At 54.5% G+C, this 13,053-nt stretch carries 13 protein-coding genes; 1 reads left to right on the forward strand and 12 read right to left on the reverse strand.

Annotated elements, in window-relative coordinates:
• The 12 genes from ACML7B_RS10025 to ACML7B_RS10080 form a co-directional block, all read right to left on the reverse strand.
• Nucleotides 1-670: fumarate hydratase (locus ACML7B_RS10025; protein WP_418541063.1), on the reverse strand; the 670-nt coding region annotated here is incomplete at its 3' end.
• Nucleotides 671-736: 66 nt separating this feature from the next.
• Complete coding sequence (locus ACML7B_RS10030; RefSeq protein ID WP_346708005.1) at nt 737-1,867, reverse strand: permease; 1,131 nt, start codon at nt 1,865-1,867, stop codon at nt 737-739.
• Nucleotides 1,868-1,934: 67 nt separating this feature from the next.
• Entirely contained in the window at nt 1,935-3,536 is a 1,602-nt protein-coding gene (locus tag ACML7B_RS10035) for an FAD-dependent oxidoreductase (RefSeq protein WP_418541064.1), read from the reverse strand.
• 14 nt (nt 3,537-3,550) lie between these two features.
• Nucleotides 3,551-4,225: a 2Fe-2S iron-sulfur cluster-binding protein gene (locus ACML7B_RS10040; protein ID WP_346708003.1), complete on the reverse strand. Its 675-nt coding sequence runs from the start codon at nt 4,223-4,225 to the stop codon at nt 3,551-3,553.
• Nucleotides 4,226-4,363: 138 nt separating this feature from the next.
• Nucleotides 4,364-5,218 (reverse strand): FAD/NAD(P)-binding protein, encoded by an 855-nt coding sequence (locus ACML7B_RS10045; RefSeq protein WP_204908709.1) that lies wholly within the window; start codon nt 5,216-5,218, stop codon nt 4,364-4,366.
• Nucleotides 5,215-6,261, reverse strand: coding sequence for a 4Fe-4S dicluster domain-containing protein (locus ACML7B_RS10050; RefSeq protein WP_418541065.1), 1,047 nt, complete (start codon nt 6,259-6,261; stop codon nt 5,215-5,217). The genes ACML7B_RS10045 and ACML7B_RS10050 overlap by 4 nt, the downstream gene beginning before the upstream one ends.
• Nucleotides 6,262-6,264: 3 nt before the next feature.
• Complete coding sequence (locus tag ACML7B_RS10055; protein ID WP_418541066.1) at nt 6,265-7,239, reverse strand: 4Fe-4S dicluster domain-containing protein; 975 nt, start codon at nt 7,237-7,239, stop codon at nt 6,265-6,267.
• A complete protein-coding gene (locus ACML7B_RS10060; RefSeq protein ID WP_106790169.1) occupies nt 7,224-7,670 on the reverse strand; it encodes a hydrogenase iron-sulfur subunit in 447 nt (148 codons plus the stop codon). The genes ACML7B_RS10055 and ACML7B_RS10060 overlap by 16 nt, the downstream gene beginning before the upstream one ends.
• A complete protein-coding gene (locus ACML7B_RS10065) occupies nt 7,661-9,649 on the reverse strand; it encodes a CoB--CoM heterodisulfide reductase iron-sulfur subunit A family protein (RefSeq protein ID WP_346708000.1) in 1,989 nt (662 codons plus the stop codon). Before ACML7B_RS10065 ends, ACML7B_RS10060 begins: the two co-directional genes overlap by 10 nt.
• A 7-nt stretch (nt 9,650-9,656) precedes the next feature.
• Nucleotides 9,657-10,046 (reverse strand): 4Fe-4S dicluster domain-containing protein, encoded by a 390-nt coding sequence (locus ACML7B_RS10070; protein ID WP_418541067.1) that lies wholly within the window; start codon nt 10,044-10,046, stop codon nt 9,657-9,659.
• Nucleotides 10,043-10,840, reverse strand: a complete 798-nt coding sequence (locus ACML7B_RS10075; protein WP_418541068.1) for a CoB--CoM heterodisulfide reductase iron-sulfur subunit B family protein — start codon at nt 10,838-10,840, stop codon at nt 10,043-10,045. Before ACML7B_RS10075 ends, ACML7B_RS10070 begins: the two co-directional genes overlap by 4 nt.
• Nucleotides 10,841-10,866: 26 nt before the next feature.
• Nucleotides 10,867-11,811, reverse strand: a complete 945-nt coding sequence (locus tag ACML7B_RS10080) for an L-lactate dehydrogenase (RefSeq protein WP_418541069.1) — start codon at nt 11,809-11,811, stop codon at nt 10,867-10,869.
• 254 nt (nt 11,812-12,065) lie between these two features.
• On the opposite strand from ACML7B_RS10080, the gene ACML7B_RS10085 reads away from it, so the two are divergent.
• On the forward strand, nt 12,066-13,053 hold a 988-nt coding region (locus ACML7B_RS10085), incomplete at its 3' end, for an MATE family efflux transporter (protein WP_418541070.1).

Genomic DNA, 13,053 nt, shown 5'->3' on the forward strand with positions numbered 1-13,053 from the left:
CCAGATCTGCATAGAAGGGATCCGGATTGGAGGAATCCAGGGGGCGCATCAGCGCTTTTTTCGCCAGCAGGGCGCATTTATCAAAGGTGCCGCCAATACCCACGCCTACTACCATAGGCGGACAGGGGTTGGGGCCTGCGGTCTCCACCGCCTCCAGGATGAAATCCTTGATCCCCTGCAGTCCCGCGGAAGGCTTGAACATCCGGATCTGGCTCATATTTTCGCTTCCAAATCCCTTGGGTCCTACCGTGACTTTGATCTGCTCGCCGGGCACGATCTCCGTGTAAAGCATAGCCGGTGTATTATCCCCGGTATTGCCCCGGCGCACCGGATCCTTTACCACGGATTTCCGGAGATATCCGTTGGTGTAACCGCGGCGCACGCCTTCATCCACCGCCTCGGCAAGATCTCCTCCTGTCAGGTGAACGTCCTGTCCGATCTCCAGGAAGACACAGGCCATCCCGGTATCCTGGCAAATGGGCACATTTTCCTTGTCCGCGATCTCAAAATTTTCAATAATATTATCCAGCACGCCCCGGGCGATCTCTCCGTCCTCACAAGCACGGCAGCCCTGGATGGCGCACTTTACATCCTGGGGAAGATGATTGTTGGCTTCGATACAAAGCCGCTCGATCACATCTGTCAGGACGCTTACGTTGATTTCACGCATGAATACCACTCCTTTCAACACTCTTTTTTTATCATAACCCAGTCATACCCCTAAAGTCTATAGAATCTACAGAAAGATCCCAATAAACTGGCAGCCCAGCACCACGAATACCAGAGCAACCGGATAGGTGGCCGCATAGGCGCTTGCCACATCGTCGGTCTCGGTCACCCGGATCAGGGTTCCCAGAGCCGGGGTACTGGTCATACCGCCGCAGATGGAGCCCAGGCTGTTGAAGAGGCTCAGCTTCAGCACCTTCGCGGCGAAAAAATATCCTACAAGCATGGGGATCAGGGTGATCAGCGCTCCGTAAATGAAGAGCACCAGTCCCTCTTCCCGGAGGATCTCCACAAATCCCGCACCGGCCTCCACACCGGCTCCAATGAGGAAGAGGGCCAGGCCGAACTCCCGCAGGCACTCCAGCACATGCTTCTCCACCTTCATGCTCAGCCTTCCGATCTTCCCGAAATGTCCCAGGATCAATCCTGCGATCAGCGGCCCGCCGGAGGTTCCCAGGGAAAATTCTGCTCCTCCGGGAAGGGGGATCACGATCTTGGCCAGGATGATCCCCAGCACGATGGCCAGGGCGAAGGGGAAAAAGCCCATGCTGTCCGCATAGAACAATTCTTCCTTCTTCGTCTTGCGGAACTCCTCGTCCCCCACGTTCTGGGCCGCCTCAAACCGGGCCCGCTCCGCCGCCATATCAGTCTTCAGAAACTTGGGCACCAGCTGCACGAACAGCACCACGCCCACCACACCAAAGGGATAGGCGATGCCGTACCCTACAGAGGCATGGACGGATCCGGTAGCATCAATGGCTGCCGCCAGTCCCGGCGTGCTGGTAAGCGCCCCTGCCATCATTCCCACGCTGACATCGGAAGGTACGCCGGCGATCTCAATGATCCCGATCGTCGTCAGGGCGCCGATGATAATGATAATAGCACCCAGCAGGATATAGGATCTGGCGTTGATCTTAAAATTTCGGAAAAACTTGGGGCCTGCGATAAATCCCACGGAAGTCACGAAACAGATCAGTCCCAGTTCTCTTACCAGATCCGGCACTTCAAATCCAAAATGCCCGAATACCAGAGCCACCAGAAGGACTCCGGCTGTTCCCAGCTCTACTCCCCGGATCTTGATACTTCCTACCAGGTAGCCGATAACGGCCACCAAAAATACGATCATCAGTGTATTTCCCAATACACTCTCCTGAAACCAGGTCACAATTCCCACTGTTTCATCCCTTCCCTTCTCTTTTTACAGCCTGTTATCTCTCGTGTCTCGCATATTGGGGAAGCAGAAGCGGCGATACATCGCCGGTCTCCAGTCCTGCCTCTTTCAGCTCCTCCGCGTAAGCCTGCAGATGATCCAGGTTCATAGTCCCGATCTCCACCTGCTTCGCCTTCGCCGCCGCGGCTTTCCCCGCATTGCGGCCAAATACAATGATGTCCAGAAGAGAATTTCCCATAAGACGGTTTCTTCCATGGATTCCGCCTACCGCCTCTCCGGCCACCAGAAGATTATCCATCACTTTGGTAAATCCGTCGCCGCCGATCTCCAGCCCGCCGTTCTGATAATGAAGGGTGGGGTAAACCAGGATCGGGACTTTACGCATATCAATGTCATAGCGAAGATACATCCGCAGCATAGCCGGGATCCGCTTCTCAATGGTACCTTCTCCGCCCAGTTCCTCGATCATGGGCGTATCCAGCCACACACCGCTGCCAAGAGGGGTGTCCACACCTTTTCCTCTTGCCGTACATTCCCGGATGATCCCTGCAGCTGCCACGTCGCGTGTCTCCAGCGGATGCATGAAAGCCTCGCCCTCCACGTTGATCAGCTGTGCTCCCAGGGAACGCACCTTCTCTGTTACCAGCGCGCCGTAGATCTGGGATGGAAATGCCACGCCGGTGGGATGGTACTGGATGGTGTCCTGATAAAGAAGGGGCGCCCCCGCCCGGTATCCCAGGATCAGGCCGTCTGCGGTTGCTCCGTAATGGTTGGAGGTGGGGAATCCCTGATAATGCATCCGTCCCGCGCCTCCGGTGGCGATGATCACGGTTTTGGCCCGTGCCACCAGGTAATCGCCGGTCTCCAGATTCTGCAGGACTGCTCCCGCGACCTGGCCTTTCTCGTCCTTGATCAGTTCCACTGCAGCGGTAAATTCCACTACCGGGATCTGCCGGTTGATCACTTCATCCCGCAGGGTCCGCATGATCTCCGCTCCGGAGTAGTCCTTGCAGGCATGCATTCTCTTTCTGGAAGTTCCGCCGCCGTGGGTGGTGATCATCCGTCCGTTTTCATCTTTATCAAACATTACACCCAGATCATTGAGCCACTGGATGGCGTCCGGCGCCTCCATGACCAGCCGCTTCAGAAGTTCCGGCCTTGCGGCGAAATGACCGCCGCCAAAAGCGTCCAGATAATGCTGGACCGGAGAATCATTTTCCTTATCCGCCGCCTGGATGCCGCCCTCTGCCATCATGGTGTTGGCGTCGCCGATCCGAAGCTTGGTGACGATCATCACGTCCGCCCCGGCTTCATCTGCCTCAATAGCTGCGGAAGCTCCTGCTCCGCCGCCGCCGATCACCAGCACGTCCACATCATAATCCACCTTGTCAAGATCGATCTCTTTGCCCAGCAGACGGCTGTTGGAGTGGAGAAGATGCACCAGTTCTTCCGGCGCCTTCTGCCCTTTGTTGGGGCCGATCTTGATCTCTTTGAATGCTTCTGTGCGGTAATCCGGATGGAATTCCTTAAGGAGCGTGTCTTTTTCCTCCGCGGTCATCCGCCTGGGCTCGGTCTTCATACGTTCTGCCCGAGTAGCCTCGACTTTCTTCACGGATTCCATCATTTCCGGTGTAAACATGGTCTTCCCTCCTCCTATTTCTCAATCTCTCTGTTATTATAAAGTTCCTGCATTTCTTCGATAGGTTTTTCCATGATCTGCTCGATCAGCTGATCATATTCCCCGTGATGGATCTCCTCCACCCGTTTCGTAAGATGCTCTGCCTTGGGCGCAATGTATTTGCCGGTAAGCCTTCTGGCAAGAACTCCTACCATGGGGTGAGAGATCCCTGCCGGACAGCGCACGGAACAGCAGCCGCAGCCGATACAGTCGAAGGATTCCTCCGCGCATTTCTCAAACTCGCCCCGCTGAGCGTAGGCAATGTACTGCATTACGTTCAGGTCCTGGGTGCAGGCCTTGGTACAGGCGTTGCAGCCGATGCAGCTGTAGATCTCCGGATAAAGCTCCATCATGATCCGCTGCTCAGGCCTGATCTCTTCAATGTCATAAGTCCGCTTGTCTGTAGGAAAATAGGGAATGCTGGCCACATACATACCTTCTTCCACCTGAGTCTGACAGGCAAGACCTGTCTTTAACTCATTCTTTCCCTTGATCCGGTAAATGGTGGCGCAGGCGCCGCAAAATCCATGTCGGCAGCCGCAGCCCCGCTTCAGTTCATACCCGGCGTATTCCATGGCCGTCATAATGGTCAGGTCAGCGGGAACCGTGTATTTCTTTCCGAAAAAATATACGTTTACCATGTTTTCCATGAGTGTTCGTTCCTTTCCTGGTTCTCCAACCTCAATTCCGCTTACGCTTCATCTCGGTTGAGTTTCACATGTCTATAAAGTTGGCCCGTTTATCCTGCAGTGCCGGATCCGTCTGACTGCGCAGCCGGATCCCAGGGGCTAGTATTCGTCTGGCATTTCGTCGATCTCGTCGCAGCGGAATACGGGGCCGTCTTTGCATACATATTTTGATCCAATGTTACATCTTCCGCATTTGCCTACGCCGCACTTCATCCGAAGTTCCAGGGTGGTGTAGACCTGCTCCCGTGAGAAGCCCAGTTCTTCCAGGCCTGCCAGGGTGAATTTGATCATGATGGGCGGTCCGCACACCAGCACGGTCTTGTCTACGTCAAATCCAAGTTCTTTTACGTAGTTGGGGACAAATCCCACGTGACCGTCCCAGCCTTCTTCCTCCCGGTCGATGGTCAGGTGGACGTTTACGCCCTCCGCCTTCATCCACACTTCCTGGATCTCCTTTAACTGCACCAGGTCTTCTGCGGAGCGGGATCCGTAGACGATATCCACGGTTCCGTATTTCTCCCGGTTATCCAGCACGTAGTTGATCACGGACCGAAGGGGCGCAAGGCCGATACCGCCGGCGATAAACAGAAGATTCTTCCCCAGAAGCTTATCTTCCACCGGGAAATGATTTCCATAAGGACCACGTACGGTGATCTCGTCTCCTACCTCCAGGCTGTGGAGATAATCGGTGAGAACGCCGCATTTCTTAATGCTGAATTCCTGATATTCCCGATTGGTAGGCGAGGAAGTAATGGAAAACATTCCTTCGCTGACTCCCGGGGCGCACAGCATGGCGCACTGGCCCGGCATATGCTCGAAAAGCTTTCCTCCCTCCGGCGCATTTACCCGGAAGGTCTTCACATCCGGCGTCTCCTCCCGGATGTCGGTGATCACTCCCACCTGCGGGATCAAAGTATCTAATTGATAATTCTTATGACAGGTACATTCGCTCATGCCTTTGCCCCCTCCTTTTCCTGAAATGCTTTTACCACCTTCACGATATTCAGGGACGCCGGACATTTCTCCACGCACCGGCCGCATCCCACGCAGGAGTACATCCCGTCATTGTTGGCCGGGAAATACACCAGCTTGTGCATGAACCGCTGGCGGAACCGCTCCTTCTGGCTGGTCCGGTTATTGCCGTGGGCCATCATGGTGAAATCCGAATACATGCAGGAATCCCAGCAGCGGTAGCGCTGTACCCCGTGTCCGGTGTCATAGTCCTTGATGTCGTAGCACTGGCAGGTGGGGCACACGAAAGTACAGGTGCCGCAGGCCAGACAGGGTTTGTAGAGTTCCTCCCACAGAGGCGACTCAAACTTCTCCATCAGCACATCCCCGTTCCATCCTTCCAGGGAAAGATGGGTGTAGGGAAGTTCCTCGATGATGGCGCGGATCTTCTCCTCTTCTTCTGCCACTGCCGTTTCGCTTCCAGCGTCATCTGCTTTTTCAAGGATATCTGCCAGCTTTTCCGTCAGCTTCTGTCCTTTTTCCGTCTCCGGCTTCCAGTACAGGGTGTCCTCCACCATCCAGGCTGCCACGTCTGCCGCCGGATGAGCCGCGTCTACGCCGAACACCTTGCAGAAGCAGGTCTCTTCCGGCTCATGACAGGCCAGGGCGACGATGGTGCCGTGGTCTCTTCTTGCAGCGTAGAAGGTGTCGATCGGATCAGAAAGGAATACCCGATCCAGCACCTCTACTCCTTTTATATCACAGGCTTTCATGCCAAACACCACGAAATCCTGTTCTTTCAGTGTCTCCGGCTCTACGCTTAACTTCTTTCCCTCCCGGTAACAGGTATACAGGGTCTCACTCTGGGGAAAGAATACGTCCTTGGGAGACTTCACGGTCTTCAAAGTGTCAAGGTCCACCTCTGCCTCTTCCCTCCACACGCCGAAATTAGTCTGATCTGCAGTGCGGACCGGCAGATATAATTCCTGATCTGCGGCGATCTTCTGGAATAATGCAGGCAGATCTTCTCGTTTTATCTTATACATGCCCTAACTCCTTTCCGCCACGATCCCAGGCTCTGCGTCGTCCAACTGGTAACTGGTCAGGGGGCCTCTCTCCTCAAGGTCAGCGCCCGCCTGATACTCTCCGTACAGTTCATCGATGTCTTTGATGAACTTCCGGTTGAAAAGATGAAGGGGGATCCCCTGCGGACATACCCGGCTGCACTCGCCGCAGTCGGTACACCGTCCCGCCACATGGAAGGCCCGGATGATGTGGAACATCTTTTCCTCAAAGGAATCCACGTTGGCCTTCTGGGCGCTGTCAAATTTGTTGCTGTCAAAGACGCATTTGCGGCAGCTGCAGGCCGGACATACATTCCGGCAGGCGTTGCAGCGGATACATTTGCTCAGTTCCTTCTGGAAAAAGGCGAATTTTTCTTCCGGGCTCATAGCCTCGATCCGTTCTACTTCCGCGAACCGGTCCCCGTCTTTGGTCTCTTTGGACTCTCCGATGATCTCGTCGAAGATCATGTGGTCCTTGCCCTTACAGACATGGCACCGCTCCAGCATGGCGTCCTTGTAGGGAACTTTCTTCTCTCCGTAAAGGGTCTCAATAGTCAGGGTCTCGGCCTCATCCTCAAGGTTGGCCCCTGCGATACTTTTGATCCCTTTGATCCCCATTTTGCGGATCTTCTCAATGTCCAGCTTGCCTTTGCAGCCCACGCCGATGATATAGGCTTTCTCCCGGTCTACCCGGTGCTCTTTCATCAGCTGCTGGAAGCTGTAGGTGTCACAGGGTTTCAGGCACACCAGAGTCTTTCCCGGAAGCTTAGAAGCCTCGATCATATATTTGCTTAAATTCGCCCCGCAGAATCCGTTGTATACGAACTCTTCCAGGTCTTCTTCTTTCTCAAAATAAGCCGGTTCCGGATTATAAGGCAGGTCGCCGGCTTTCCATCCCAGCACCCGGTTCACGGTTCCGTCGGCCAGGAGTTCTTTCGCCCGTTTTACGATTTCCTGCATCTTAAATCCTCCAATCTTACATTCTTCCCAAGGGAAGTGATCTTGTCTACAAACTCATGCATGGTCTGGGAGAATTTCACGCCTTCCGCCGCGGATACCCACTCTACCCGGGTCCGTCCGTTCTCCACGCCGATGAAGTCCAGCATGGAGAAAAGAAGGGTCATCCTCCGCCTTGCATAGTAGTTTCCTGAGGTATAGTGGCAGTCGCCGGGATGGCATCCGCAGATGATCACGCCGTCCGCCCCTCTTTCAAAGGCCCGCAGGATAAACATGGGATTCACCCGGCAGGAACAGGGTACCCGGATGATCTTCACGTCCGCGGAGTAAGAAAGGCGGCTGCTGCCTGCCAGATCCGCGCCGGCGTAGCTGCACCAGTTGCAGCAGAAAGCCACGATCTTAGGCCTGAATTCTTCTTTTGCTTCTATCGACATATGGCATCTACCTCCGCTAGAATCTGTCTGTTGGAAAATCCCTTCAGGTCCATGGCGCCGGAAGGACAGGTGACTGTGCAGGCGCCGCAGCCCTGGCAGAGAGCCTCGTTGACCACTGCAATGCGCCGTACTTCCCGGATCCCGTGGTCATTGACTTCCTTCTCTTCATAGGTAATGGCCCCGTAGGGACACACGTTGGCACACTGGGAACAGCCGTTGCACAGCAGTTCGTCAGAATGAGCCGTACAGGGGTTGGTGAGAAGCTTATCCTTGGCCAGAAGTCCGATGGCCTTTACCGCCGCCGCTCCTGCCTGGGATACCGTCTCCGGGATATCTTTGGGCCCCTGGCACACGCCGGAGAGAAAGACTCCCGCTGTGGGGGACTCTACCGGACGAAGCTTGGCGTGGGCCTCAGTCAGGAAATTATTGGTATCAATGCTGGCGGTGAGCATGGTGGCGATCTTGCGCACATCCGGGTTTGGCTCGATGGCCGCCGCCAGGACTACCATGTCCGCTTCCTTTAAGATCTGCTTGTTGTCCAGCAGGTCCGCTCCCTGCACCAGAAGCTTGCCGTCTGGCTGAGGGATCACTTTGCCCACCTGGCCTTTGATATAGTTCACGCCGTATTCTTCCACGGCCCGGCGGTAGAACTCGTCGAAGTTCTTGCCCGGAGTCCGCACATCGATATAGAACACGGTTACATTTACATCCGGATACTTATCCCGGATCAGCATGGCGTGCTTGGCGGTGTACATGCAGCAGATCTTGGAACAGTAGCTCTTTCCTCTGTGATCCGCACACCGGCTTCCCACGCACTGGATGAACACGATCTCTTTGGGCGCCTTCCCGTCGGAGAGCCGCTCCAGATGGCCTCCGGTTGGACCCGCCGCGTTCATGATCCGCTCCAGCTCCAGGGAGGTGATCACATCCTTGCTCTGGCTGTAGGCGTACTCGTCGTAATCGTCCAGCTTGATCATGTCGAATCCGGTAGCCACCACGATGGCGCCGTATTTCTCAGTGATGATCTCGTCTTTCTGCTCATAGTCGATGGCGCCTGCCTGGCACACCTTGGAGCAGATCCCGCATTTTCCGGTCTTAAACTTGATACAGGCCTCCCGGTCGATCACCGGCACGTTGGGGATAGCCTGGGCAAATGGAGTATAAATGGCGCTCCGGTTATTTAATCCCCGGTTGAATTCACTGGGGCTTTTCTTGCTGGGACATTTCTCCTGGCAGACGCCGCAGCCGGTACATTTGCTCATGTCTACGCTTCTTGCCTTCTTGCGGATATCCACCGTAAAGTCTCCCACAAATCCGGAGACTTTCTCTACTTCGCTGTATGTATAGATGTTGATGTTGGGATGAGCGTTGGCCTCCACCATCTTCGGGGTGAGGATACAGGCGGAACAATCCAGGGTGGGGAAGGTCTTGTCAAGCTGGGACATTCTTCCGCCGATACTGGGGGTCTTCTCCACGATATCCACCGGATACCCGGCGTCCGCAATATCCAGCGCCGTCTGGATGCCGGCGATGCCGCCGCCGATCACCAGGGCCCGCTTGGTCACCCGGCTCTCTCCCGGCTGAAGGGGTGTATTTAAGTTTACCTTGGCCACAGCCGCACGCATCAGGATCACGGCCTTCTCGGTAGCCTCCTCCATGTCTTTATGGATCCAGGAACAGTGCTCCCGGATGTTGGCAATTTCCACCATGTACGGGTTTAATCCCGCCTTCTGGGCCGCGTTCCGGAAGGTGGTCTCGTGCATCCGGGGAGAACAGGAGCACACCACGATGCCGCTTAAGTTCTTCTCCTGCACGGCCTTCAGGATCTTCTCCTGACCGGCCTCGGAACACATATACTGATAATCCTCCGCATGGACCACGCCCGGTTCGTGCAGGGCCATCTCTACTACTTTCTTTACGTCCACCGTTGCGGCGATGTTTGTACCGCAGTGACAGACGAATACTCCGATCCTTTGCACCTTGTTGTCACCTCCTGTATCTTCTGAACGCACTTACCAAAAGCTGCTGCGGAGTATCCGGATCCAGAAGCTCCGGGATCTCGTCCGGGGTCAGATAATCCCCGCCTTTTTGCCGCTCCACGATCTGCCGCGCCGCGTCGATGAGTTTCCCCGGCTTCACATCCCGTGGACAGCGCTGTACGCAGGCAAAGCAGGACAGGCATTTCCACAGGGACCTGGATCTTACCAGAGACTCGATATCTTCGTTGATCACATAGGACACGAACTGATGAGGCTTGATGTCCATCTCGTTGTAGGAAGGACAGGTGGCGGAACATTTGCCGCATTTCATACATTTCAGGGGATTGACGCCGCTGATCTCCCGGATCTGATCCGCCTGTTTCTTTGCATTTGTCACTTTACCTTCACCTCATCTTTCACACCCAGAGCTTCTGCCAGAAGCTCGGTAAAATAGTAAACCGGCAGGCCGCCCTCCAGGTTTTTGTTTAGATTATACATACATAAGGGACAGGCGGTGATCAGCATATCCGCGCCAAATCCTTCCGCGCTGGCCCCGATCTTGCGGCACATCTCCCCGGCCATCTCCTGCTCTTTTAAGGAAATGTAACCGCCGCAGCACTCGTTGCGGTAAGGATAGATCACCGGCTGGGCGCCGATAGCCCGGATGAAGTCCTCCATGATCTTCGGATTCTCCGGATCATCAAAGGCCAGGATCTTTCCCGGGCGAAGAAGAAGGCACCCGTAGTAGGCGCCGATCTTCTTCCCGGCCAGCGGATTGACTACCTTTTCTTTCACTTTATCAAAACCGATCTGGTCCCGCAGCACTTCCAGGAAATGAAGCACCCTGGTCTCCCCTGCGTAAGGCCTGGGAAGATCCATGTAGTTGTTTGCCTTGGTCCGGATCTCTTCCACATTTCTCATATCGTCGTTGACCCGTTTGAGCACATGATGACAGGCGGAACAGACGGTAACCAGGTCCTGGCCCTTCTCCTTTGCCGCGTTCAGGGCCCGCACGGACGCAAGCTTGGTTGCGATCTCATCGCTTCCCAGCGGGTACACGCCGCCGCAGCACTGCCATTCTTCAATCTCTTCCAGTTCAAACCCCAGTGCCCTGGCAGAAGCTCTGGCATAGACGTCCAGAGCCTGCGCCTTGTTCTTCAGGGTACAGCCGGGATAGTAACTGTATCGCATAACGTTTCCTCCTTGCTTTTGTCTTCTTAGATATCAATCTGGGCGATCACATCCTTCAGGACTTTGGCGCTTGCCTGAAGTTTGGCGACCTCCTCTTCTGTCAGGTGCATGGGGATCCTGCCCTGTACGCCGTTTGGTCCTACCAGGGTCAGGGTGCTTAAACATACGTCCTCAATGCCGTACTCGCCGTGCATCATACTGGACACGGTAGCCACAGAGTCAGACGCTGCAAGGATCAGATTACACAGCTCACAGACTGCCACAGACACGGCGTAGAAGGTGGCTCCCTTCTTGGCGATCACCTGGCCGCCGGACTTGTGCACATACTCTTCCATAGCGTCCTTGTCCAGCTTCTCGATCCCTACCTTGTCCGCCATGGCCGCATAGTAGTCGTCCAGGTCCACGCTGGCGATATCTGCGTTGGACCAGGGAACAAAGGAAGAATCCCCGTGCTCGCCGTACACATAGGCATGGATATTTTTCTGCGCCACGTGGAAATGCTCGGAAAGACCATACCGCAGTCTGGCTGTATCCAACACAGTACCGGAACCGATGATCTGATTCTCCGGCAGTCCGGAGATCCTGGTAAATACATAGGTCAGAACGTCCACCGGGTTGCTGACGATGATGTAGATGGCGTTCGGCGCCGCCTTCACGATCTGGGGCGTGATCTCCTTGATGATGTTCACGTTGGTCTGGGTCAGTTCAATTCTGGTCTGTCCGGGCTTGCGGGCGATCCCTGAGGTAATGATCACAATGTCGGAATCTTTGGCGTCCGCGTACTCGCCTGCGATGATGGATACCGGGTTCCGGAAGCAGGTACCCTGCTTGATATCCATAACTTCGCCTTCCACCTTCTCCTTGTTGATGTCAATGAGAACAATCTGGGAGGCAATGTCCTCTCCTGAAAGCTTGTAAGCGATGGTCGCTCCTACACTTCCTGCGCCGATAATCGTAATCTTGCTGCTCATAATTCACCTGTTCCTTTCTGTGTTTGTTAAAATTTTCATCATATTTGAATACTATCATATCGTTAATAATTTGACAAGAGATAGATTTGCTTTTTCTGTTAATTTTATAACTTGATCTATTTTATTATAGTGTGGGGAAATTAAAGAAGCATAAACTTGACAGAGTCCATCCTTTTCCTTATAATAAAATTCGTCCGTTTTCGGACGAATAGCGAGCTCTTTACTATATGAAAAGAAAGGACAAAAGAAAGGTTATGAGTTCCACAGCGCTGTTTTCCAAAACACCGCCCCTGAAGCTGTTTTTTCTTGCTTCCCTGCCCGGAGCGGTCAGCATGCTGGCTTCTGCATTATATCAGACGATAGACGGCATTTTCGTCGGTCAGTTTCTCGGGCCCACCGCATTTGCGGCTCTGAACCTTGCCATGCCCTTTGTGATCATCAATTTCGCGCTGGCCGACCTGATCGGCGTCGGCGCTTCTGTTCCTATCTCCATCTCACTTGGGAAAAAACAAAATGATCATGCCAACAATATCTTTACCTGCGCCTGCCTGATGATCGTCGGCTCCGGCATCGTGATCGGGGCCGCTCTTTTCCTCCTGGCCCCGCTGCTGATCCGCCTGATGGGTGCAGAGGGAGATTTTGCAAAATTTGCGGTGCAATATCTGCGCGTCTATGCGCTCACCTCCCCGGTGACCACCATTATTTTCGCAGTGGACAATTTTCTGCGGATCTGCGGATACATCCGGGGAAGTATGTGGCTGAACATCCTGATGTCCGTCTTAAGCACCGCGCTGGAATTTCTGTTCCTTTGCGTTTTCCACTGGGGGATCTGGGCAGCCGCGCTGGCCACCTGCACCGGAATGGCTGTCTGCGCAGGAATCGCCTTCATTCCCTTTTTCCGGAGAAAAGCGCTGCTCCGGTTCTGCGTTCCCCGCTTCCATATCCGGATGATCCGCCAGATCATCGCCTGTGGAAGTCCTAATTTCTTAAACAACATTGCAGGCCGGATCACCTCAATCCTTATGAATGCCATTCTGGTCCGCCTGGGCGGAGAAACTGCCGTGTCCGTCTATGGCATTCTGATGTTCGCCGAGGGATTTATCCAGCCGCTGATGTACGGGACATGCGACTCTCTCCAGCCTGCAGTGGGATATAACTGGGGCGCGCAGAAATTCTCCCGGGTAAGGGCAATTGAAAAATGCTGCTTTACGGCTGCCCTGATCCTTTCTCTGTTGTCAGCCG

Origin of the sequence: Massilistercora timonensis (genome assembly GCF_048354975.1) — a bacterium.
Taxonomy (GTDB): Bacteria; Bacillota; Clostridia; order Lachnospirales; family Lachnospiraceae; genus Massilistercora; species Massilistercora timonensis.

Bases quoted from the DNA above. Each gene is read 5' to 3' on its own strand.
- ACML7B_RS10055 (WP_418541066.1), bottom strand. From the start codon at position 7,239: ATGCAGGAAATCGTAAAACGGGCGAAAGAACTCCTGGCCGACGGAACC.
- ACML7B_RS10080 (WP_418541069.1), bottom strand. From the start codon at position 11,811: ATGAGCAGCAAGATTACGATTATCGGCGCAGGAAGTGTAGGAGCGACC.
- ACML7B_RS10045 (WP_204908709.1), bottom strand. From the start codon at position 5,218: ATGAGCGAATGTACCTGTCATAAGAATTATCAATTAGATACTTTGATC.
- ACML7B_RS10060 (WP_106790169.1), bottom strand. From the start codon at position 7,670: ATGTCGATAGAAGCAAAAGAAGAATTCAGGCCTAAGATCGTGGCTTTC.
- ACML7B_RS10075 (WP_418541068.1), bottom strand. From the start codon at position 10,840: ATGCGATACAGTTACTATCCCGGCTGTACCCTGAAGAACAAGGCGCAG.
- ACML7B_RS10050 (WP_418541065.1), bottom strand. From the start codon at position 6,261: ATGTATAAGATAAAACGAGAAGATCTGCCTGCATTATTCCAGAAGATC.
- ACML7B_RS10035 (WP_418541064.1), bottom strand. From the start codon at position 3,536: ATGTTTACACCGGAAATGATGGAATCCGTGAAGAAAGTCGAGGCTACT.
- ACML7B_RS10040 (WP_346708003.1), bottom strand. From the start codon at position 4,225: ATGGAAAACATGGTAAACGTATATTTTTTCGGAAAGAAATACACGGTT.